The organism is Mesorhizobium sp. P170090 (assembly GCF_057786115.1).
The window spans coordinates 4,640,026-4,660,547 of record NZ_JBYNWH010000001.1 but is presented as its reverse complement, the minus strand read 5'-3'; the positions used below and the strand labels follow the sequence as shown (position 1 = coordinate 4,660,547).

The 20,522-nt window shown below is 63.3% G+C and carries 19 protein-coding genes and 1 tRNA gene; 12 read left to right on the top strand and 8 right to left on the bottom strand.

Features of this window, described 5'->3' with window-relative positions:
• The first annotated feature begins 119 nt into the window (after positions 1–119).
• Together AC3EML_RS22655 and AC3EML_RS22650 are read left to right on the top strand one after the other, a co-directional pair.
• Entirely contained in the window at positions 120–395 is a 276-nt protein-coding gene (locus AC3EML_RS22655; RefSeq protein ID WP_352520483.1) for a DUF6074 family protein, read from the top strand.
• Positions 396–728: 333 nt separating this feature from the next.
• Positions 729–1,397 carry a DUF2161 domain-containing phosphodiesterase gene (locus AC3EML_RS22650; RefSeq protein ID WP_352520564.1) on the top strand — a complete coding sequence of 223 codons (669 nt, stop codon included), beginning with the start codon at positions 729–731 and terminating at the stop codon, positions 1,395–1,397.
• A 146-nt stretch (positions 1,398–1,543) separates the two neighbouring features.
• Here the strand turns inward: AC3EML_RS22650 and AC3EML_RS22645 are convergent.
• From AC3EML_RS22645 to phaC, 3 genes are all read right to left on the bottom strand, one after another.
• Positions 1,544–1,618, bottom strand: a tRNA-Glu gene (locus AC3EML_RS22645).
• Positions 1,619–1,942: 324 nt separating this feature from the next.
• Positions 1,943–3,064, bottom strand: coding sequence for a D-Ala-D-Ala carboxypeptidase family metallohydrolase (locus AC3EML_RS22640; protein ID WP_352520482.1), 1,122 nt, complete (start codon positions 3,062–3,064; stop codon positions 1,943–1,945).
• A gap of 360 nt (positions 3,065–3,424) precedes the next feature.
• Entirely contained in the window at positions 3,425–5,260 is a 1,836-nt protein-coding gene (gene phaC / locus AC3EML_RS22635; RefSeq protein WP_352520481.1) for a class I poly(R)-hydroxyalkanoic acid synthase, read from the bottom strand.
• A gap of 97 nt (positions 5,261–5,357) precedes the next feature.
• Between phaC and AC3EML_RS22630 the strand changes: the two genes are divergently transcribed.
• From AC3EML_RS22630 to recJ, 4 genes are all read left to right on the top strand, one after another.
• Positions 5,358–5,768: a hypothetical protein gene (locus AC3EML_RS22630; RefSeq protein WP_023681616.1), complete on the top strand. Its 411-nt coding sequence runs from the start codon at positions 5,358–5,360 to the stop codon at positions 5,766–5,768.
• 90 nt (positions 5,769–5,858) lie between these two features.
• A complete protein-coding gene (locus AC3EML_RS22625; protein WP_023667626.1) occupies positions 5,859–7,076 on the top strand; it encodes an LL-diaminopimelate aminotransferase in 1,218 nt (405 codons plus the stop codon).
• Positions 7,077–7,126: 50 nt separating this feature from the next.
• Positions 7,127–8,440, top strand: coding sequence for a homoserine dehydrogenase (locus AC3EML_RS22620; RefSeq protein WP_352520480.1), 1,314 nt, complete (start codon positions 7,127–7,129; stop codon positions 8,438–8,440).
• Between the two features lie 249 nt (positions 8,441–8,689).
• Positions 8,690–10,474 (top strand): single-stranded-DNA-specific exonuclease RecJ, encoded by a 1,785-nt coding sequence (gene recJ / locus AC3EML_RS22615; protein ID WP_352520479.1) that lies wholly within the window; start codon positions 8,690–8,692, stop codon positions 10,472–10,474.
• Positions 10,475–10,489: 15 nt separating this feature from the next.
• Here the strand turns inward: recJ and AC3EML_RS22610 are convergent, their stop codons facing one another.
• The 3 genes from AC3EML_RS22610 to folE form a co-directional block, all read right to left on the bottom strand.
• Positions 10,490–11,461, bottom strand: coding sequence for a patatin family protein (locus AC3EML_RS22610; protein WP_023667624.1), 972 nt, complete (start codon positions 11,459–11,461; stop codon positions 10,490–10,492).
• 84 nt (positions 11,462–11,545) lie between these two features.
• A complete protein-coding gene (gene hisI / locus AC3EML_RS22605; RefSeq protein ID WP_023729882.1) occupies positions 11,546–12,004 on the bottom strand; it encodes a phosphoribosyl-AMP cyclohydrolase in 459 nt (152 codons plus the stop codon).
• A 35-nt stretch (positions 12,005–12,039) separates the two neighbouring features.
• Complete coding sequence (folE, locus tag AC3EML_RS22600) at positions 12,040–12,675, bottom strand: GTP cyclohydrolase I FolE (protein WP_352520478.1); 636 nt, start codon at positions 12,673–12,675, stop codon at positions 12,040–12,042.
• A gap of 241 nt (positions 12,676–12,916) precedes the next feature.
• On the opposite strand from folE, the gene AC3EML_RS22595 reads away from it, so the two are divergent.
• Positions 12,917–13,363 carry an iron-sulfur cluster assembly scaffold protein gene (locus AC3EML_RS22595; RefSeq protein ID WP_352520477.1) on the top strand — a complete coding sequence of 149 codons (447 nt, stop codon included), beginning with the start codon at positions 12,917–12,919 and terminating at the stop codon, positions 13,361–13,363.
• A 31-nt stretch (positions 13,364–13,394) separates the two neighbouring features.
• Positions 13,395–13,787 carry a hypothetical protein gene (locus tag AC3EML_RS22590; RefSeq protein ID WP_352520476.1) on the top strand — a complete coding sequence of 131 codons (393 nt, stop codon included), beginning with the start codon at positions 13,395–13,397 and terminating at the stop codon, positions 13,785–13,787.
• 27 nt (positions 13,788–13,814) lie between these two features.
• Here AC3EML_RS22590 and AC3EML_RS22585 read toward each other — a convergent pair whose 3' ends face one another.
• The gene (locus AC3EML_RS22585) at positions 13,815–14,732 is read right to left on the bottom strand and encodes a LysR substrate-binding domain-containing protein (protein ID WP_352520475.1); all 918 of its coding nucleotides are present in this window, start codon (positions 14,730–14,732) and stop codon (positions 13,815–13,817) included.
• A 372-nt stretch (positions 14,733–15,104) separates the two neighbouring features.
• Between AC3EML_RS22585 and yidD the strand changes: the two genes are divergently transcribed.
• Together yidD and blaOXA are read left to right on the top strand one after the other, a co-directional pair.
• Positions 15,105–15,473 carry a membrane protein insertion efficiency factor YidD gene (gene yidD / locus AC3EML_RS22580; protein WP_023695455.1) on the top strand — a complete coding sequence of 123 codons (369 nt, stop codon included), beginning with the start codon at positions 15,105–15,107 and terminating at the stop codon, positions 15,471–15,473.
• 158 nt (positions 15,474–15,631) lie between these two features.
• Complete coding sequence (blaOXA, locus tag AC3EML_RS22575) at positions 15,632–16,447, top strand: class D beta-lactamase (protein WP_023695454.1); 816 nt, start codon at positions 15,632–15,634, stop codon at positions 16,445–16,447.
• A gap of 13 nt (positions 16,448–16,460) precedes the next feature.
• On the opposite strand, the gene AC3EML_RS22570 is transcribed toward blaOXA, so the two are convergent.
• Positions 16,461–17,297, bottom strand: coding sequence for an SAM-dependent methyltransferase (locus AC3EML_RS22570; protein WP_352520474.1), 837 nt, complete (start codon positions 17,295–17,297; stop codon positions 16,461–16,463).
• Positions 17,298–17,504: 207 nt separating this feature from the next.
• Between AC3EML_RS22570 and thrS the strand changes: the two genes are divergently transcribed.
• Positions 17,505–19,478 carry a threonine--tRNA ligase gene (thrS, locus tag AC3EML_RS22565; RefSeq protein ID WP_023667614.1) on the top strand — a complete coding sequence of 658 codons (1,974 nt, stop codon included), beginning with the start codon at positions 17,505–17,507 and terminating at the stop codon, positions 19,476–19,478.
• A gap of 85 nt (positions 19,479–19,563) precedes the next feature.
• Positions 19,564–20,502, top strand: a complete 939-nt coding sequence (locus AC3EML_RS22560; RefSeq protein ID WP_352520473.1) for a lysophospholipid acyltransferase family protein — start codon at positions 19,564–19,566, stop codon at positions 20,500–20,502.
• Positions 20,503–20,522: the final 20 nt, after the last annotated feature.

Below are 20,522 nucleotides of genomic sequence, written 5' to 3'. Positions count from 1 at the left end.
ACCGACTCGTTCCAATCGGCGCGGACTCCGCGGCGTTAAGGTTCCGTTTCCGACTTCACAGCTAGGCATGAGCCATAGAGCAGCGTCTGATTCGTTGCGTCGGTTTCATGGTGCAGAACATGTCTTCAGCCAATGTGCGTACCTTCCCGCTAGATCGGCAGACCGTGCTGGTGCGCGAGGTCGCCGCAAGGCTGGGCAGACTGCACGGCGACACGGCCACGTCGTTCTGGAAGGCCACGGCGCGCGAACTCCTCGACAAGGCGGTCGCGGCCGGCTGCGATACGGCTTCGGCGGCCAACGATGTCCGCCGGTTTTTTGCCGCGGTCCAGGACGAGATGCTTTTCAAGGCGGACGATGCCGCACCAGGGCAGCGCCGGACGCGCACCCGCCCCTAGCCTCAAAACACACGCGCTCATCATTGTGTGGCCAACCGTGGACCGGTCTTGGCGTCGACGGATCTCGGGTCTTACGCTGTCGATTGTGCCGTCCCAGCCACGGCGAGCGCCTTGTTGAACGCGAGACAGGCGATGAAATACTGGTCGCGCTCGGCCCTGGCGACGTCGGTCATTGCCAAGGAAATCGTCGAGCGCTATGGCGGGACCGTCACGCCGGAGAACCTGCCTGACGGATGGCTTTTGCAGATGGTGGGATCGACGCGGTTTAGCGCAAGGCGTCGGCCTCTCGGCGATCCCTGTGCCGGTCCGGTCCGAATCGGCTATGCCTGCGCGATGCAGGAAACGTCTCTCTATATCCCGGTGAAGCGGTTTCTCGAGAGCCTGGAATTTACGGTCAAGGGCGAAGTCGGCCACTGCGATATCGTGGCGGTGCGCGACGGCGAGCCGCCTGTGCTGGTCATCTGCGAACTGAAATTGCAGTTCAACCTCGAACTGGTGCTGCAAGGTGTCGATCGCGCCGCGGCATGCGACGAAGTGTGGCTGGCGGCGCGCATGTCGGCGCGTGGCAAAGGCCGCGAGCACGACCGCCGTTTTCGCGCGCTGTGCCGGCGGCTCGGCTTCGGGCTTCTGGCTGTCAGCGGCAAGGGGGAGGTCGAATTGCTGCTCAGCCCGGCCGCTCTGCCGCCGCGTCGCGATCCAAAGCGGCGCTCGCGGCTGATGGAGGAACACCGGCGCCGGCGCGGCGATCCGGTGGTCGGCGGCGGTTCGCGCGCGCCAATCATGACCGCCTACAGGCAAGATGCGCTGGCCTGCGCCGCAGCCATGACCGACGGGCCGAAACGCCCGCGCGATCTGAAAGCGATTTCGCCGCGCGCGGCCAGCATCCTATTGGACAATGTCTATGGCTGGTTCGCCAGGGCCGAGCGCGGCGTCTACGCGCTGACCGAGGGTGGCCACGCGGCGTTACTGCGCTGGCCGCAGGTAGCGCACGACCAAGGGTGAGTGGCCGGAGATTGCCGCGAGCAGGCGCCGAGGGAAACCTCGGCACTGCAGCCGCTGTTCGCCGTTTCAACCGATTCGCCGCGCCACCCTTCCAGCCGCTGCTAGTTCGGCGGCTGCCGCGAGGCTTCCTGTTTTCCTGAAAGATCTGGTACGCCCAAGGGGAATCGAACCCCTGTTACCGCCGTGAAAGGGCGGTGTCCTAACCGCTAGACGATGGGCGCGCTCAGACGAAGCGGCTTATAATTGCGTTGTTGCCAACCGGCAACCCATCAGCCGCCAGATGCGGAAACTTTTTTCAAGAGGGGCAAGAAAAGCCAGTTTGGTGAGCCAGCGCAGGTTTCTGGCCTCGCGTCGTTGCACATCTTTGGATGAACGCGCCGCGCAGTCGTCATCCTATGGTCTGCGCTGCGTCGCTGCGTGCCTTGCTTCGCCATAGGATGACGAAGTCGCGGGTGCCTCGGCTAATCTCGAACGTCGCTGATAGCTAATCGGAAAAAAACGGCGGGCTGCTAACAGCCCCTCGGCCCGTTTGCCGAATGGGGATGCTACCCCCGCCGGCGGCAGCGCCAATTCCAGTCGCGCTCGGGGCCGACGTCGACGTGAACGGATTCGGTATGGCAGTAGGTGCCGACGCCGCCGCGGCCGGGCATGGTTCGGATGTAGCTCGCCAGTTCCCATTTGGAGACGCCGGGAACCTGGATGTCGGCGGCGGCGCAATACATGTGCAGCGAATTCTTGGCGCCGTTGGCGCGGCGGTTGCGGGCCGGGTCGCGGTAGCCTGATGTGACCATCATCTTGCGGCCGTAATGGCCTTCGATGGTCTTCAGCACCCGCACCAGCGACGGCTTCAGGCAGGCGACGTCGACGCTCTCGTTTTGCTTCAACAGGCCGTTGGGCGCCAACCGGGCGAGGCCGGCGGCGGAAGCCACCTGATAGGCGCCGCCCGAACCCTCGTCCTCGTTCAGGTCGACGTCGCTTTCGTCGTCGAGGCCGGATTTGCGCTTGATCTCGAACAGCGCCGTCTGGCGCACGCCGGGCAAGGCATCGCTGCCGGTGATGTGGTTGCTCTCGTTGCCAAGCGAGGCAAGCTGCAAGGGCTTGTCGGCGGAATTGGCTGACGCTAGCGTGATGATCGGCTTTGCCGGGACGGCCTTCTGGGCAGCAACCGCAGGCTGTTCGCCCGAGCGCGAGTTGACCAGCGGAGCAGGTGCCGCCGAGGTTGGCGTGGTGCTGAACAGTGAGGCCAGGAAGCCCTTCTTCGGCGTGTCGATCTGCTGGGGCGCGGCGGTCACGTAGACCTCGTTGGTCGCGGGTGCCGCTGCCGTCGCTTTCGGTGCGATCACGCCGGCATCGGCGGCGGCGATCTTCTGCGCCACGGCGTCCGTTGCGGCCGCGGTCTGTGCTGACTGCTGCAGCGACTGCGGCGTCTGGCCGACAATGGTTTCGGAGCCGGCGGGAACATTGACCGGGAAGCCGGTGCCGGGCTTGGCCACCGGCACATAGGCGACCTGCTCGGGCAGTGTCGCATCGCCCGCTGCCGTCATCATCATCTGCGGCCCGGTGGATGTGACCTGCACGGTCGAATCGCCCGGCGCCGCAGGGCTGGCGCCGGAAGCCGCGGCGATGTCAGAAGCGGTCGCGTTGTAGCCAGGCATGCCGGCGGACATTGTGGGGTCGCCAGCGGAGGTGCAGGACGCCAGAAGCACGGAGAAAAGCGCTGCCGCTATAGTGCGACCTTCTCTCCCCGCGAGACGCGATCCTACTGATTTCAAAACTAAATTCCCCCTCGGTGTCCGGTCGGCCTGCTATTGGTGCGGCGTCGAAACGTTCACATCCAACAACCTTGTGTTCCCAAACCGGAAACGAGACTTGTGTCAATTCTGCAAGCCTCTGAATTATTTGCTCGATGGAGGCCGATTGAGGCTTCTTGAAGGTTGACGACACCATTTCGCCCCGTTTTGCCGGCCCGTCAACTCACCAGACATTACATTCCGTTACACACAGGCACCTGCAAAAGGTGCCGGCCGTTACACGCGCACCTTCACATAGGTGCCGGGGGCATCACCCAGGGTTTTCATATGCTTGCCCGGTTTGCGGGCCGGAACGAGGGTGTCGTCCTGGGTTTCGATCCAGTGCTGCCAGTGCGTCCACCAGGAGCCGGGATGCTCCACCGCCGAGGCGAGCCACTGGTCAAAATCGCCTGTCGGTTTGCCGCCGGTCCAGTACTGGTATTTCTTGGCTGCCGGCGGGTTGACGACACCGGCAATGTGGCCGGAACCAGCCATCACAAACTCGACGTCGCCGCCGAAATATTGCGAGCCGAGAAACACCGAAAGGGCCGGCGCGATGTGATCTTCCTTCGACGCCAGGTTGTAGACCGGGATGGTGACGTCGGCCAGCGACACAGTGCGGCCGGCGAGTTCCATCACGCCACGAGTCAGATTGTTCTCGAGATAACAGTTGCGCAGGTAGAAGGAGTGGTTGGCGGCCGCCATGCGGGTGGAATCGGCGTTCCAGTAGAGCAGGTCGAAGGGCAGGGGATCCTTGCCGCGCATGTAATTGTTGATGACATAGGGCCAGATCAGGTCGCCCGAGCGCAGCATGTTGAAGGCGGTCGCCATCTTGGTGCCGTCGAGGTAGCCCTTTTCGTTCATCGATTTCTCGACCGCTGCCACCTGGTCCTCGTCGACGAAGACTTTCAGGTCGCCGGCATGGGTGAAGTCGACCTGTGTGGTGAAGAAGGTCGCCGATTTGATGCGGTTGTCGCCTTCCTGTGCCAGCAGTGCGAGTGCGGCCGCCAGCAGCGTGCCGCCGACGCAATAGCCGATGGCGTTGACCTCTTTCTCGCCGGTCGCCTTCTCGATCGTGTCGAGGCCGTATTGCAGGCCCTCCCGTATGTAAGCTTCCCAGCCCTTGGCGCCGTGCCGCTCGTCGGGATTGATCCAGGAGATGACGAACACGGTATGGCCTTGCTCGATCGCCCAGCGGATGAAGGACTTTTGCGGGTTGAGATCGAGGATGTAGAACTTGTTGATCCAGGGCGGGCAGATCAGCAGCGGGCGCTTGAGCACCGTCTCCGTCGTCGGATCGTACTGGATGATTTCGGCGACATCGCTGCGGCCGACCACCTTGCCGGGAGATGTCGCGACGTTCTTGCCGATCTCGAAGGGCGAATAGTCAGCTTGTCTCAGCTTCAGGTCGCCCTTGCCGGCGGCGATGTCTTCGGCCAGCATCTTCATGCCGCGCACCAGGTTTTCTCCATTCGAGGCGACGGTTTCTCGAAACAGCTCCGGATTGGTCAGGATGAAGTTCGACGGCGAGATGGCATTGGACACCTGCTTGACGTAGAAGCTCGCCTTGTGGCGGGTGTGGTCGTCGAGGCCTTCGGCGTGCTCGACCAGGTCGGCCGCCCAGCGCGAGGTGACGAGATAGGCCTGTTTGAGGAAATCGAAGAAAGCGTTGCGACCCCATTCGGGGTCTTGAAAACGCTTGTCGCCGCGCTCGGGCTTGACCGCATCTTCGGGCGCCTCGGCATTCGGGCTAACCTTCTGGATGGCGTTGCCCCAGACCGTCATGTAGCCGGCGAACAGCCGCGTCTGCGCTTCCAGCGCGCGTTGCGGGTCGGCCAGCCAATATTCGCTGAGCTTGGAAAAGGTTTTGACCATGTCGACCACGGGTTCGGCGACATGATCGCGCACCTCGCCCTTTTCGCGCGGCTCGGCCCAGGCGGAGGCGGCTTTCCCGGCCTGCTCGACCATGCGCGCCATGTTCAACGCGAAGCGTTCCGGGTCTTTCACCAGATATTGCTCGACGGTCGAAGATTGATCATCTTCCGCTTTGCTCGAATCAGGTGTTTTGGACATGGCTCGCGGGGTTCCTCCCGAGGCGTTTTCTTGACATATTATCATGGGACATCTGACCGGGTCCAATGCGCTGTACCCCGGCTGCCAGGAAAACAATATGACGATTAACACCGGCAAGACCATTTTTTCGGGGGCAGGCCGCTTTTGCCGCGTCGCGGTTGCAATCGCCTGTCTGGCGCCAGGGCTGCTGGCGGCAAGTGGCTGCACGAGCGCCAACACCGGCAACGGGATGAATGTCGGCCTGACCCAGGGCGCGCAGGACACCGGCTCTTATCCCAATCTCAACATCCCACCGCAGGTGGCGGCAAAGCAACTCACCCCTGAGGAGACGCAGGCCAAGCTTGCCCAGTTGAAGGGCGAACAGCAGGGGCAAGTGGCCAAGGGCGGCGGCGGTGCCCCGTCCACCAGCCCGGCGGCGCTGAACTCGCTGGCGAAGAACCATGGCAAGGACACGCTGAAGCAGATCGAAGCCAAATGCGATCCCGCCCTCGACCCTACCTGCAAATAAGGCTATATCGCGCGCCGAAAGCGGTCTTTGCCAAAGGCGCCTAGCCAAGCCAACTGTGCTAAAGCCAATCTTAAATCGTCTGGAACTGACATGGAAGAATTTCACAAGGTCCGCCGGCTTCCGCCCTACGTGTTCGAGCAGGTCAACCGGCTGAAGGCCAGCGCCCGTTCGCGCGGCGCCGACATTATCGACCTTGGCATGGGCAATCCGGACCTGCCGACGCCGAAGGCGATCGTCGACAAATTGTGCGAAGTGGTGCGCGATCCGCGCACGCATCGCTATTCCTCCTCCCGCGGCATCCCAGGTCTGCGCCGCGCCCAGGCCGCCTATTATCAGCGCCGCTTCGGCGTGAAGCTCAATCCCGACACGCAGGTGGTGGCGACGCTCGGTTCGAAGGAAGGCTTCGCCAATATGGCGCAGGCGATCACCGCGCCGGGCGACGTGATCCTGTGCCCCAACCCGACCTATCCGATCCATGCTTTCGGCTTCATCATGTCGGGCGGCGTCATCCGTTCGCTGCAGGTCGAGCCGGATGACGGCTTCATCCCGGCGCTCGAGCGCGGTGTCCGTCATTCGATCCCGAAGCCGCTGGCATTGATCCTCAACTATCCGTCGAACCCGACGGCGCTGGTCGCCTCGCTCGATTTCTACAAGGACGTGGTCGCCTTCGCCAAGAAGAACGACATCATCATCCTGTCGGACCTTGCCTATTCGGAGATCTATTTCGACGGCAATCCGCCGCCTTCGGTGCTGCAGGTGCCGGGCGCCATCGATGTCTGCGTCGAGTTCACCTCGATGTCGAAGACCTTCTCCATGCCTGGCTGGCGCATGGGCTTCGCCGTCGGCAATGAGCGGCTGATCTCGGCGTTGACGCGGGTGAAGTCCTATCTCGATTACGGCGCCTTCACGCCGATCCAGGTGGCGGCGGCGCATGCGCTGAATGGCGACGGCGCCGACATCGCCGAAGTTCGCGAGGTCTATTTGAAGCGCCGCGACGTCATGGTCGATGCCTTCAGCCGCGCCGGCTGGACCATTCCGGCACCGGCTGCCTCGATGTTCGCCTGGGCGCCGATCCCGGAGCCGTTCAAGCATCTCGGCTCGCTTGAGTTTTCCAAGCTCCTGATCGAGCACGCCGACGTCGCGGTGGCGCCGGGCATCGGCTTTGGCGAGCATGGCGACGATCACGTCCGCATCGCTCTGGTCGAGAACGAGCACCGGATCCGGCAGGCGGCGCGCAACATCAAGCGCTTCCTGGCGTCCAGCGCCAAGCAGCCGAACAACGTGGTGCCGCTTTCCGCGCATCGCTAAAGTCGCCGCACATCTTATTCGAGCAGATTTTTTGAGGGGCGTCGCCGGGCATGGCTGAAGCGTTGCGTGTTGGAATTGCGGGTCTGGGTACGGTTGGCGCCTCGGTGGCGCGCGTGCTGCGCGACAAGGCAGCGGAACTGACGCGCCAGTGCGGACGCGATGTCATCGTCACGGCCGTTTCCGCGCGCGATCCCAAGCGCGACCGTGGCGTCGACCTCAGCGCCGCCAAATGGTTCGACGATCCGATCAAGATGGCGCAGGCCGCCGACATCGACGTCTTCGTCGAACTGATCGGCGGCGACGAAGGGGCAGCGCGCGCGTCGGTCAAGGCAGCACTTGAAGCCGGACGTCATGTCGTCACCGCCAACAAGGCGCTGTTGGCCAAGCACGGCGTGGCGCTTGCCGAAATCGCCGAGAAGAAGGGCGTGCTGCTCAACTACGAGGCGGCAGTTGCCGGCGGCATCCCGGTCATCAAGACGATGCGCGAGGCGATGGCCGGCAATTCGGTCACCCGCGTTTTCGGCATCCTCAACGGCACCTGCAACTACATTCTGACCCGCATGGAGGCCGAGGGCATCTCCTTCGACGAGTGCCTGAACGACGCGCAACGGCTGGGTTATGCAGAGGCCGACCCGACCTTCGATATCGAGGGCCATGATACGGCGCACAAATTGTCGATCCTGACCAGCCTGGCCTTCGGCACCAGGATCGCGGCCAATGACATCTACATGGAAGGCATTTCCAACATCAGCCAGGCCGACATCCGCGCTGCCGCCGATCTCGGCTACCGGATAAAACTGCTCGGTGTCGCGCAGCGCACCGACAGCGGCATCGAGCAGCGTGTGCACCCGACCATGGTGCCGACCGCGTCGGTGATCGCACAGGTGCATGGCGTGACCAATGCAGTGGCCATCGAAACCGACATTCTGGGCGAACTGCTGCTCTCCGGCCCGGGCGCCGGCGGCAACGCCACCGCGTCCGCCGTGGTCGGCGATATCGCCGACATCGCAAAGAGCCGGCCGGGCTTCCAGCACGGTCCGGTGTTCGGCCTGCCGGCCAAGGAACTGCGCCCCTACAAGAAGGCGCAGATGCGCAGCCATGCCGGCGGCTATTTCATCCGGCTGACCGTGCACGACCGCATCGGTGTCTTTGCCGCGATCGCCAAGCGCATGGCCGACAATGATATTTCGCTGGAATCGATCGTCCAGCATGCCGTCAGCGGCGAGACGGACGCGCAAAAGACGGTGATCCTGGTCACCCACGAGACCACGGAAGCAGCCGTGCGCAAGGCTGTCGACGGCATTACCAAGGACGGCCACCTCACAGACAAGCCGCAGGTTATCCGCATCGAGCGTGCGGGCTAAGCCAAGTCATTTTTCTCCTTTAACCGATTGATGCTGCTGCTGAAAAGTGGTTTCGGACGCCATAATGCTCTCTCTCTTTGATTTGGAGCCGGATTGAGATTTCAGGTCGAACCCACCAGTCATCATCGGGTTCTGGCGGAGGCGTGAGCCGCGAGATCAAGGCGCGTCACCAGGAGGTGGAAAAGTTGAGACTTTCCTGTTTAGCCGTCGCATATTGCCGGAAATGACAATCTGTAGACTACGCCTCCTATGACGGGCGACAAACGCTTCTTCCTCGATGTCAGGCAGTCGGCGACCGGTGTTTCCTGGGAACACCGGTTGAGCGAGCGGCAGGACATGACTGCGCTCGCCATAGCGCAGGGCCACGGCGTGCCCGACATTGTGGCTCGCGTGCTCGCCGGGCGCGGCGTCACCGCCGACCAGGCCGAGCGCTTCCTCGATCCGACGATTCGCAATCTGTTGCCGGATCCGGCTTCGCTGACCGACATGGGCAAGGCTGCGACCCGCATCGCCGAAGCGGTCATGGCCAAGGAGAAGGTGGCAATCTTCGGCGACTACGATGTCGACGGCGCCGCCTCTTCGGCGTTGCTCAAGCGCTTCCTGACGCATTTCTCGGTGCCTTCGGAGATCTACATTCCCGACCGCATCTTCGAGGGCTACGGCCCCAATCCGGAGGCTATGCGCGAACTGGTCTCGCGCGGCGCGACGCTGATCGTCACCGTCGATTGCGGCACCAACAGCGCTGTCTCCATTGATGCCGCCAAGGCCGCAGGCGCCGATGTGGTGGTGCTCGACCACCATCAGGTCGGCGGCCCGCTGCCGGAGGCGACCGCGGTCGTCAATCCCAATCGCGAGGACGACCTTTCCGGGCAAGGCCATCTGTGCGCCGCCGGTGTCGTCTTCCTCACTCTGGTGCAGACGGCGAGGGTCCTGCGCAGCCGATTGCCCGACGCAGCGCCACCGGACCTGTTGTCGTTGCTCGACCTGGCGGCGCTGGCCACGGTTTGCGATGTGGTGCCGCTCATCGGCGTGAACCGCGCTTTCGTCGTCAAGGGACTACAGATGGCGCGGCAGCAGAAGAATGAGGGGCTCGCCGCACTGGCGCGGGTGTCCCGCATCGGTGAGCCGATAAGCACCTTTCATCTCGCCTATCTGATTGGGCCGCGCATCAATGCCGGCGGCCGCATCGGCGATGCAGCACTTGGCAGCCGGCTGCTCGCCACCGACGATCCGGTTGAGGCCAGGACCATTGCCGAGACACTCGACCGGCTCAACCAGGAACGCCAGCAGATGGAACTGGAGATGCTGGCAGCGGCGCGCGCCGAGGCTGACGCCGAACTTGCCGGCGGCAACGGGCCGGCCATCATCGTCACCGCCAGCACCAATTGGCATCCCGGCATTGTCGGCTTGATCGCCTCGCGGCTGAAGGACCATGCGCGGCGGCCGGCCTTCGCCATCGCCTTCAACGCCAATGGCATCGGCACCGGCTCTGGCCGTTCGGTGTCGGGCTTCGATCTCGGACGGCTGGTGCGCGCAGCCGCCGATGCCGGGCTGATCGTCAAGGGCGGCGGCCACGGCATGGCCGCCGGCATCACGGTGGAACGCGCCAAGCTCGGCGAACTCCGTGCTTTCTTCGAGGAGCGCGCGGCGGCCGAAGTGTTCCGGCTGCAGGACGAAGAAAGTCTGGCCGTCGACGGCGCGCTCGCCGCCGAGGGCGCGACGATTGCTTTGCTCGATGCACTGGAAAAGGCCGGGCCTTTCGGCGCCGGCCATGTCGCGCCGGTGTTCGCGCTGCCGCGCCATCGGCTGGCCGACGCGCGGGCCGTCGGCACCAACCACATCCGGGCTGATCTGCAGTCGGAAAGCGGCGGCCGCATCCAGGGCATCGCCTTTCGATCCGTCGATACCGCGCTGGGCGAATTCCTGTTCAAGAACAGGGGCAACACGATCCATGTCGCCGGCTCGCTGTCGGGGAATTATTGGAACGGCAACCGTACGGTGCAGTTCAGCATCACCGATGCGGCCAAAGCCTGACATTGCCGAACTGGTTTAAGCGAGAACCGTCTGCAGCCGCTTCAACTCGCTGATCTGCGCCATCGTCGCCTGGTAACCGACGCTGATCGCCTCATCCGCGCGGTGGAATTCGGTCAAGCCGATATGGCTGAGTTTCGGTTGGAGCGACATGTCGGGCGGATCGCCCGCCAGCCTTGCGCGTGAAATCCGGTCCTGGATGATGTTGAAGGCTTCGACCATGACGCCGGTGATGCCGAGACGGCTCTGGTGCGGCTGGTGGTCGGGGCTGGCCTGGCCTGGCCGGGGCGCGTCCTTCTCGATGAGCAGTTCGCCGGCGCTGTGCTTGATGACGGCGGCGCGGCCGAACAGATCGTAGTGAAGGTTGACCGCGACGACCAGCGGCTGCTCGTAGGCGCGGCAGACCGAAACCGGAACCGGGTTGACCAGCGCGCCGTCGACCAGAATGCGGCCGTTGCAATTCACCGGTTCGAACACGCCGGGCAGCGCATAGGAAGCCCGCATCGCGGTGATCAGCGAACCGCTGGACAGCCAGATCTCATGGCCGGTGCGGATTTCCGCGCCAACGGCGACGAAGGGTTTCGTCAGATCCTCGAAGCGGATGCCTGCCATGTGCTCGCGCAGCCTGACGTCCAGTTTCATGCCGCCGAACAGGCCGCTGCCGCGCAGATTGAGATCGAGCAGGCCGAAGATGCGCCGCTTGGTCAGGCTGCGGGCGAACTCCTCGAGTTCGTCCAGCTTGCCGGCGAGATAGCAGCCGCCAACCAGCGCGCCGATCGAGGTGCCGGCGATCATTGAGACTTCGATGCCGGCTTCGTCGAGCGCGCGCAGCACGCCAATGTGCGCCCAGCCGCGTGCGCAGCCGCCGCCCAGCGCGAGCGAAATGCCTGTCTTGCCCGCGGGTTGCGGGTCAGGCACGCCGCCGGACGATGAGGGGCCATTGGCCTCCCGCACGTCCGGTCTGCTACGCAATGACGCCCACTCGAGCATCATGATCTCCCTTGTCCCGCGTCCGTTCTACAGGAAGGACGTTTGAGAATAGTGAATATGAGTGGTTTGCGACTGTTGAATGGTTCACGCGGGCTTCCGATACGTTTTTTCCGCATCGAACAGCGGCGTGCTGCCATCGCCGGCAAGCGTTGCCTTGCCGCCGATTAGCCCCACCGTCCGATAAAAACATGAACGCCGGCCGGTGTGACAAGTTGCGTCGTGGCCCAACACTTTGACGCGCAACCATATGGCGTCCTGGTCACAATCCGTGAGCATCTCGACGACGGTCTGAAAATTGCCTGATGTTTCGCCCTTCTTCCACAGCGTGCTGCGCGAGCGCGACCAGTAGTGCGCGATGCCGGTTTCGAGCGTCAGCGCCAGCGCCTCGGCATTCATATGGGCGACCATCAGCAGCATACCGTCAGCGGCGTCGGTGACGACGACGGTGACCAGCCCGGCAGCATCGAAGCGCGGGGAAAACACCGCGCCTTCTTCGAGAGCCTTCTTGTCTGATGGAGCCGTGGGAAATGTTAGTGCCGACATCGCCGGTCCTTGATCTAGCGATGCCGGCGAGGGGCTTACGCCCCGAGGCCGCGCACCATGGTGACGAAACGGACCTGTTCCTCGGGCGTGTCCTTGAACACGCCGGTGAAGGTCGAGGTCAGCGTGGTGGAGCCCTGCTTGCGGATGCCGCGCATGGCCATGCACATATGCTCGGCCTCGATCATGACGGCGACACCGCGCGGATTGAGCACGTCCTGGATGACGCCGGCGATCTGTGCGGTCATGGCCTCCTGAGTCTGCAGGCGATGGGCGAAGATATCGACGACGCGCGCGATCTTGGACAGGCCGACGACCTTGCCGTCCGGGAGGTAGCCGACATGCGCCTTGCCGATGATCGGCACCATGTGGTGCTCGCAATGCGAGTGGAACTGGATGTCCCTGACGATGACGAGATCGTCATAGCCGGCGACTTCCTCGAAGGTGCGGCCGAGTTCTTCGGCCGGGCACATGTCATAGCCGTTGAACATTTCGAGAAAGGCCTTGGTGACGCGCTTGGGCGTGTCGATCAGGCCCTCGCGGTCCGGATTGTCGCCGGTCCAGCGCAACAGCGTGCGCACGGCGGCCTCGACCTCGGCTTCGCTCGGCCTGTCGGTGACCGGCTTGTCCAGATAGTCGGAAGGGGGCATGATTTTCTTGATGATGGCATCCATAAAGGCGTCTCCCGTAGTTCCTCTCTCAGGAGGAACGAGTTGAACGGACCACGACCTTTCGGGTGCTGAAAACTCGCCCGGTTTCCAGCCCGCAAGCGGCGTGAACGAAATGGGCAAGGACGATGGCTCTGCGTTGCCTTGTCGGTACCCGACTGCCACCATTATATATGGTCGTACGCAGCGAATGAAAGACGCCACAGCGGCAATCGCTGTTCGCTTGGCGGCGACGGATTGGAAAAATATGATTGACGACGTCTACAATGCGAAAATTCTGGGTTTTGCCGGAAACATCGCACGCATCGGCCGGCTCGATCATCCGGATGCGACGGCCAAGGCCCATTCCAAATTGTGCGGCTCGACGGTGACCATCGACCTCAAGATGGACAATGGCGTCGTCACCGATTTCGCGCATGACGTGAAGGCCTGCGCCCTCGGCCAGGCCTCGTCCTCGATCATGGCTCAACATATCATCGGCGCCAGCGCCGACGAATTGCGGGCGGTGCGCGACACCATGCTGAAGATGCTCAAGGAAAACGGCGCGCCGCCGCAAGGCCGCTTTGCCGATCTGAGATATCTGGAGCCGGTGCGCGACTACAAGGCGCGTCATGCCTCGACCATGCTGACCTTCGATGCGGTCGTCGATGCCATTGGTCAGATCGAGAAGAAACGCGCCGAAGAAGCAGCGTGACATAGCGCGGGCTTCGCGCAGGACATGACGTTTGCATTGGTTGATGGTGGCTTCGGGCCTTGTGGTTTCGCTGGTCACGAGTGGCTATGCTGCCGGCGCAGAAAACGCCTCGCAGCAGAAGGCTGCCGCCTACCTCGCTGACAAGCTGGCTGGCTGCTGGATTATCCCCCTCGGCGACGAACTTGTGGCCACACGCGTCAAAATCAGCTTTAACCGGGATGGTTCGCTGGCGGCGCCGCCGAAGGTACTCAATCCTGCAACAGAACCACAGGGCAAGAAGTTCAATGACAGCGCAGTTCGGGCGATTACCCGCTGTGCGCCCTTCATTGGCCTTGCGACTTATGCCGATAGCTACCAGGCTTGGCGCGAGACGACGGTCAATTTCGACGGCCGAGTGATGTCATCCGGCGCGCAGCAGAAATAGAACCGAAGGCTTAAGAAGCACGACGGCTTAGGTCTGCTGTTCCTGCGCCCGTCTGCTTTCGGCAAATTCGCTTCTCACCCAGTCGGCAAAGGCCTTAGCCGGCTCCGGCAAATCCTTCAAACTCCTGGCCACCAGCCAGTAGGCGCCCGATGCGACGTCGATGTCGAACGGCTTGATCAGCGCGCCGGATGCAATCTCCTCGCCAATCTGCAAGAGGTCGCCCAGCGCCACGCCGTGGCCGAGCAGGGCCGCCTGCTTCGACAGCGACACATCCGCCAGCATAGGGCCGCGCGCCGGAATGGTGTCGGCTGCCACGCCGGCTGCCTCGAACCAGCGCGCCCAGCCTTGACGATTCTCCTCGTGCAACAGCGTGTAGCGGGCAAGGTCGAGCGGCTTTTCGAGGGCAGGGCCCGATGCCAGCAAGGCCGGCGACAAGACCGGTGAATCGACGGTCGAGGCGAGCCATTCGGCCTCGCTGCGCGGCCATGAGGTGGCGCGCGCGCTGAAGCGCAAGGCGAGTTCGGGCTGATCGCTGCGGAACTCGATCGGCCTTGGGTCGACTTCGAGGGAAACGTCGATATCGGGCCGCAACTGGCTGAAGCGGTTGAGCCGCGGCAACAGCCATACAGAGGCCAGCGACGGCTCGACGCTGACGCGAACCACCGACTGCGCCGGGGCCGCCACCAGGTCCGAAAGCAGCCTGTCGATGTCGTCGAAACTCCTGACCAACTGATCGAGCAGGCGCTGGCCGGCTTCGCTCAGCTCGACGCGACGGTGATGACGGTGGAACAAGGGCTGGCGCAGGAACTGCTCGAGTTCGCGGATCTGCCGGCTGATGGCGGCCTGGGAGACGAACAGCTCCTCGGCGGCCCGGCTAAAGCTCAATTGCCGGCCGGCTGCCTCGAAACTTCGCAATGCCGTCAGGGGCAGCCGTCCGCGCTTCATTTCGCATAACCCGAAGTTATCTGAACCGGAAATTATACTCGTTTGAAGGCGAAGGCCAGCGGGCGTCTAATCCGTCTCAAAGGAGATGCGGCCATGATCCAGTTACTGGAAATCTTTTGCGATGTGATGCGGATCGCGACATTTCAGTGGCATGGCGACAGGCAGCATCATGTGCAGCGCACCGAGCAAAGGCCGGCCACCCGCTGGGCGGCTCCAGCGGAGCGGCATCCCTTTCGCCGCTCGCGACCCTGAAGCCGACAAAGAGGCGAGTGAAGAGGATTGCGTTTGCCGGCCGAAGCTCACATCTATCGGTTTGGAAACGCAAGCTGACCCGGAAGCCGGTTTCGGGGTCGCGTTCGGAAAGAGACTGCGGTGGGCGACCAGCATCGGCATGTGCATGCCGCCGGACAGACCCGGCGCGGGCGCAACTGGCCCGGTCCCTGGCGCAAAACACCCGGCCGCATTTTCGGCACGTCGCTGGTGCGCTTGTACCAGCTGACGCTGTCCGGCTTTGTCGGCAATTCCTGCCGGCATCTGCCGACCTGTTCCGAATACGCGCATGAGGCAATCGCCCGCCATGGCCTGTGGGCCGGCGGCTGGATGGGGCTTTTTCGCGTGCTGCGCTGCGGGCCGTTCGGAACGCATGGTGTCGACCGCGTGCCGGAGGTGCTCGCTCCGAGCTACGTCTGGTTCACGCCATGGCGTTATTGGCAGATCGGCAGGAAGCGCGGCGAGGCCTGACGGCGGAGGCGCTGGGTCCCTGATATAGATCGCCAGGGCGGCATTTCTTTACGATCCGGTAGGGTTAACAACGGCCTGCACAAAGACTGCGCATTTGAGTCAAAATCGAGCCAAGACACTTCGCTAAGCGCCTCCTGTTCATTCCCAGGAGAGCCCACATGCGTCGGATCGAAACCCATCCCTTCATCATTGCCGCGGTCCTCTTCCTGCTGGCCTGGTTTCTGGGATTTCCGATGCGGGCGCAATCGGCGCCGCTTGGCGATTTCGCCTGCACGCTTATCCAGGACGCGGCGAGCGGCGAGACGCTCTATCAAAGCGGCGTCTGCGACCAACGCGTCAGCCCGGCGTCGACCTTCAAGGTGCCGCTGGCGCTGATCGGCTACGACAGCGGTGTCCTCAGCGACGCGCATACACCGAGCTGGGACTACAAGCCTGAGTTCAACGCCGTGAAGCGCGACCACAAGGCCGTCGACCCGACGATCTGGGAGCGCGACTCGATCGTATGGTATTCGCGCGAGATCGTGCGCCGGCTCGGCGCAAAAAGCTTTGCCCTCTACGTCTCGAAATTCGGCTACGGCAACATGGATGTCTCGGGCGATGCCGACAAGGACAACGGGCTCACGCAATCCTGGATAAATTCCTCGCTTGAGATATCGCCGGTCGAACAGACAGCCTTCCTGCGCCAGCTGCTCGCCGGCAAGATGCCGGTTTCTGCCAAGGCGCATGAGATGACCCGAGCCATCCTGCCGACTTTCCAGGCCGGCGGCTGGACGGTGCGGGGCAAAACCGGCAGCACCAGGCTGGGAAACAGCAAGGACAAGCGCGCGCTGGGCTGGTTCGTCGGCTGGGCCGAAAAGGGCGGCCGCCGGATCGTCTTCGCCCGGCTGGTCGTCGACACCAAGCCGATCGACATGCCGAAAGGCCCGGCGACACGCGCGGCGTTACTGAGGGAGTTGCCGCAACTGGTGAAGTGAACTTGCTTTAGCTTCAAGTGCTCCGGCGGGCACGAAGGATGTGGCCGCCGGAATTCCTTGTCTCCGCCTTTGGCGTCCTGGAGAAGCGGGCGGCGATGTCGCTGCTTTCCAGATCTTCGATCTCATCGAAGCCGAGCTCGCGCAGCGATTGCGCCAGTGCCGCGGGCACGAAGAAGCTGATCCAGGGCTCTCCGGCAGCGGCGACGCGCGCCGCATGGAAAGAGAGGGCAGCCTGTCCAGCCGCATCGCGGTTCTCGGCCGGCTCGCTGTAGTCGAAGACGACCTCCGAACCGGGCATGCCGGCAATCCAGGACAGGGTGCTGAAGATTGCGTCCTGGCTCAGATACGGAACGACACCCAGCCAGATGAAGAAACTGGGCTCGGTCTGCCGCAAACCGGCCGATGCCAGGCCATCCGCGGGGCGCTGGCGCTCGAAGTTGACCGGCACCAACATGGTGGCCCGCGGTTCGGCAAGACCAGCATCGGCGATGCATTTCCGTTTCCAGGCCTGTGTCGCCGGGTGATCGACTTCGAACACCGCGACATCAGGGTACGGATTGCGCAGCGAGAAAGTGTCGAGGCCGGCGCCGAGCACCACCACTTGCTGGACGCCCCGGCGCACCGCCGCAGCCAGCCAGTCCTCGGCGAGGCGGGCGCGCGCTGCCACGAACAGGCGCATGCGCCGGCTGCGCTCACCTTCCTGCTCGAGCTCCTGCACCGTCGGTGCGGCATCGCCCAGTATCGCACTCGCATATGGGTCGCGAAACAGCGCCGCCTGCTGCGAGAACTGGTGGAGGGCCCGCATGCGCGCGACGCCCAAGGCGGTTCGGCTGGATTTTGCGTCTTCCATGCCGGGGATTCCAACCTCGTGTCGGGGAAATTCGCAAGCCTGTGCGACTGGCCTGCGACATCTGTCGCGCCATTTCCTGACAGCTGCGCCAACGACGGCTCTTTACCTGATGCCGCGTGGCCTCTAAAACCCGCCCGCTGCCGGATGCCTCCGGCTTCACACCACGACCACCCGCGCTCGTTTGCGGGACTGGATAGGAGATACCCGATGCTGAATTCCGTTTCCCTGACATTTCCCGATGGCTCCGTCCGCGACTATGACGCGGCGATGACCGGTGCGGGCCTCGCCGAATCGATCTCGAAGTCGCTGGCCAAGAAGGCTGTCGCCTATGCCATCGACGGCACCGTTCGCGATCTTTCCGACCCGCTTGGCAAGTCCGGCAAGGTCGAGATCATCACCCGCAGCGATCCGCGCGCGCTGGAGCTCATCCGTCATGATGCAGCACACGTGCTGGCGGAGGCCGTGCAGGAACTGTGGCCGGGAACGCAAGTGACCATCGGGCCGGTGATCGAGAACGGATTCTATTACGACTTCGCCCGTAACGAGCCGTTCACGCCTGACGATTTCCCGGTGATCGAAAAGAAGATGCGCGAGATCATTGCGCGTAACAAGCCGTTCACCAAGGAAGTCTGGTCGCGCGACAAGGCGAAAAAGGTCTTTGCCGAGAAGGGCGAGCGCTACAAGCTCGAGCTGATCGACGCCATTCCCGAAGACCAGGATCTCAAGATCTATTCCCAGGGTGACTGGTTCGACCTCTGCCGCGGCCCACACATGGCCTCCACCGGGCAGATCGGCAACGCCTTCAAGCTGATGAAGGTGGCCGGCGCCTATTGGCGTGGCGATTCGAACAACCCCATGCTGACCCGCATCTACGGCACGGCCTGGGCCGAGCAAGCTGAACTCGATGCCTACCAGACGATGCTGGAAGAGGCAGAGAAGCGCGACCACCGCAAACTCGGCCGCGAGATGGACCTGTTCCATTTCCAGGAAGAGGGGCCGGGCGTCGTCTTCTGGCACGCCAAGGGCTGGAAGATGTTCCAGAATCTGGTCAACTACATGCGCCGCCGCCTCGACGAGCAGGGCTACCAGGAGGTCAACGCACCGCAGGTTCTCGACAAGAGCCTGTGGGAGACGTCGGGCCACTGGGGCTGGTATCGCGATGCCATGTTCAAGGTGACGGTGGCCGGCGACGACACCGACGACGACCGCGTGTTCGCGCTGAAGCCGATGAATTGTCCGGGCCACGTGCAGATATTCAAGCATGGGTTGAAATCCTATCGCGATCTGCCCGTAAAACTTGCGGAATTCGGCAATGTGCATCGTTACGAACCGTCCGGCGCCTTGCACGGGCTGATGCGCGTGCGCGGCTTCACGCAGGACGATGCGCACATCTTCTGCACCGAGGAGCAGCTGGCCGCGGAATGCCTGCGCATCAACGATCTGATCCTGTCGACCTACGCCGATTTCGGCTTCGACGATGTCAGCGTGAAGCTGTCGACGCGGCCGGATAAGCGCGTCGGCACCGACGAGGCCTGGGATCATGCCGAGGCGATCATGGGCAACGTGCTGGATACAATCAGGACGCGCTCGGGAAACCGCATCAAGACCTCGATCAATCCGGGCGAGGGCGCTTTCTACGGGCCGAAATTCGAATATGTGCTGAAGGACGCGATCGGCCGCGAATGGCAGTGCGGCACCACGCAGGTCGACTTCAATCTGCCGGAACGCTTTGGCGCCTTCTACATCGGTTCGGATTCGGAAAAGAAGCAGCCGGTGATGGTGCATCGCGCCATCTGCGGTTCGATGGAACGCTTTCTCGGCATCCTGATCGAGCATTATTCCGGCCATTTCCCGCTGTGGTTCGCGCCGCTGCAGGTGGTTGTGGCGACGATCACCTCGGATGCTGACGACTATGCGCGAAAGGTTGTCGCACAGTTGAAGGCGGCAGGACTTTTGGCCGAACCGGATCTGCGCAACGAGAAGATCAACTACAAGGTGCGTGAGCATTCGCTGGCCAAGGTTCCTGTGATCCTCGTCTGCGGCAAGCGCGAGGCGGAGGAGGAGACGGTCAACATCCGCCGGCTTGGCTCGCGCGATCAGGAATCGCTCAAGCTGGCCGACGCGCTGAAGCTGCTTTCCGACGAGGCTGTTTCGCCCGACCGAAGGCGCAGCGCGGCCTGAGGAATCAATATTTCGGAGAAATGGCGGTGGAGCGATCCACCGCCATTTTCACATGCCTGTCACGCCAACCTTGTAACGAGCCCCCATGCTCAAGCTGAAGATACGGGAAAGGCCGTTTCCCGAACTCTCCTACGCCAATGCGAGCCAGCCGGCGCTGACGCGCTGGTTCATCCATTCCATTGAAGGTCTGTCGGGGCGCGACCGGTATGCCGCGCTCTATGATTTCTGGCGCCGCCAGGTGGCGCCGACGGGCGAGCGGGTGTTCAGCCGCATGCTGGAGCTGATCGACGTCAAGGTGCGCAGCACCGATCGGTGGCCGCCGGCGGGGCTGCCGGACACGCCGCTGGTGATCGTCGCCAACCACCCGTTCGGCATTGGCGACGGCATTGCCGTGCTGTCGTTCGTCGAGCAACTCGGGCGTCCGTTCCGCGTCATGATCCACAAGGATCTGCTGAAGGTCCGCGAGATGGAACCGTACTCGCTGCCGATCGACTTTTCCGAGACCAAGGACGCGGTGAAGAACAACATGGCGGTGCGCCACGAGGCAGTGCGGCTGTTGAAAGAGGGCGTCACCATCGTCGTATTTCCGGCCGGCGGCGTCGCCACCGCGCCGAAAGGCTTTGGCCGGGCGCGCGACCTGCCGTGGAAGATGTTTCCGGCGCGCCTCGTGCAGGACGCCAAGGCGTCGGTGGTGCCGATGCATTTTTCCGGGCAGAACGGCCGGCTGTTCCATCTGGTCAGCGGCCCGATGAACATGGCGGAGCGCGAAGGAAGGGTGGCGAAATTCGTCGGCAAGGCGTCGCTGACGTTGCGCCTTTCAATGCTCATCCGCGAATTCGCGCGGCTGTCCGGCAAGACGATCGACGTGCGCGTCGGCAACCTGTTGAGCTGGGCCGAGCTGGAATCGCTGCGCGATCGCAAGGCGCTGCTTGAGCGTCTTCATCGCGGCGTCTTCGATCTGGCGCCCGACGCGCCGCGCGGCCGGGTCCACTTCCTGCAGCGCCGCCTGCGCAAGGCCGCCTGACGTAGCCCTGAACTACCACT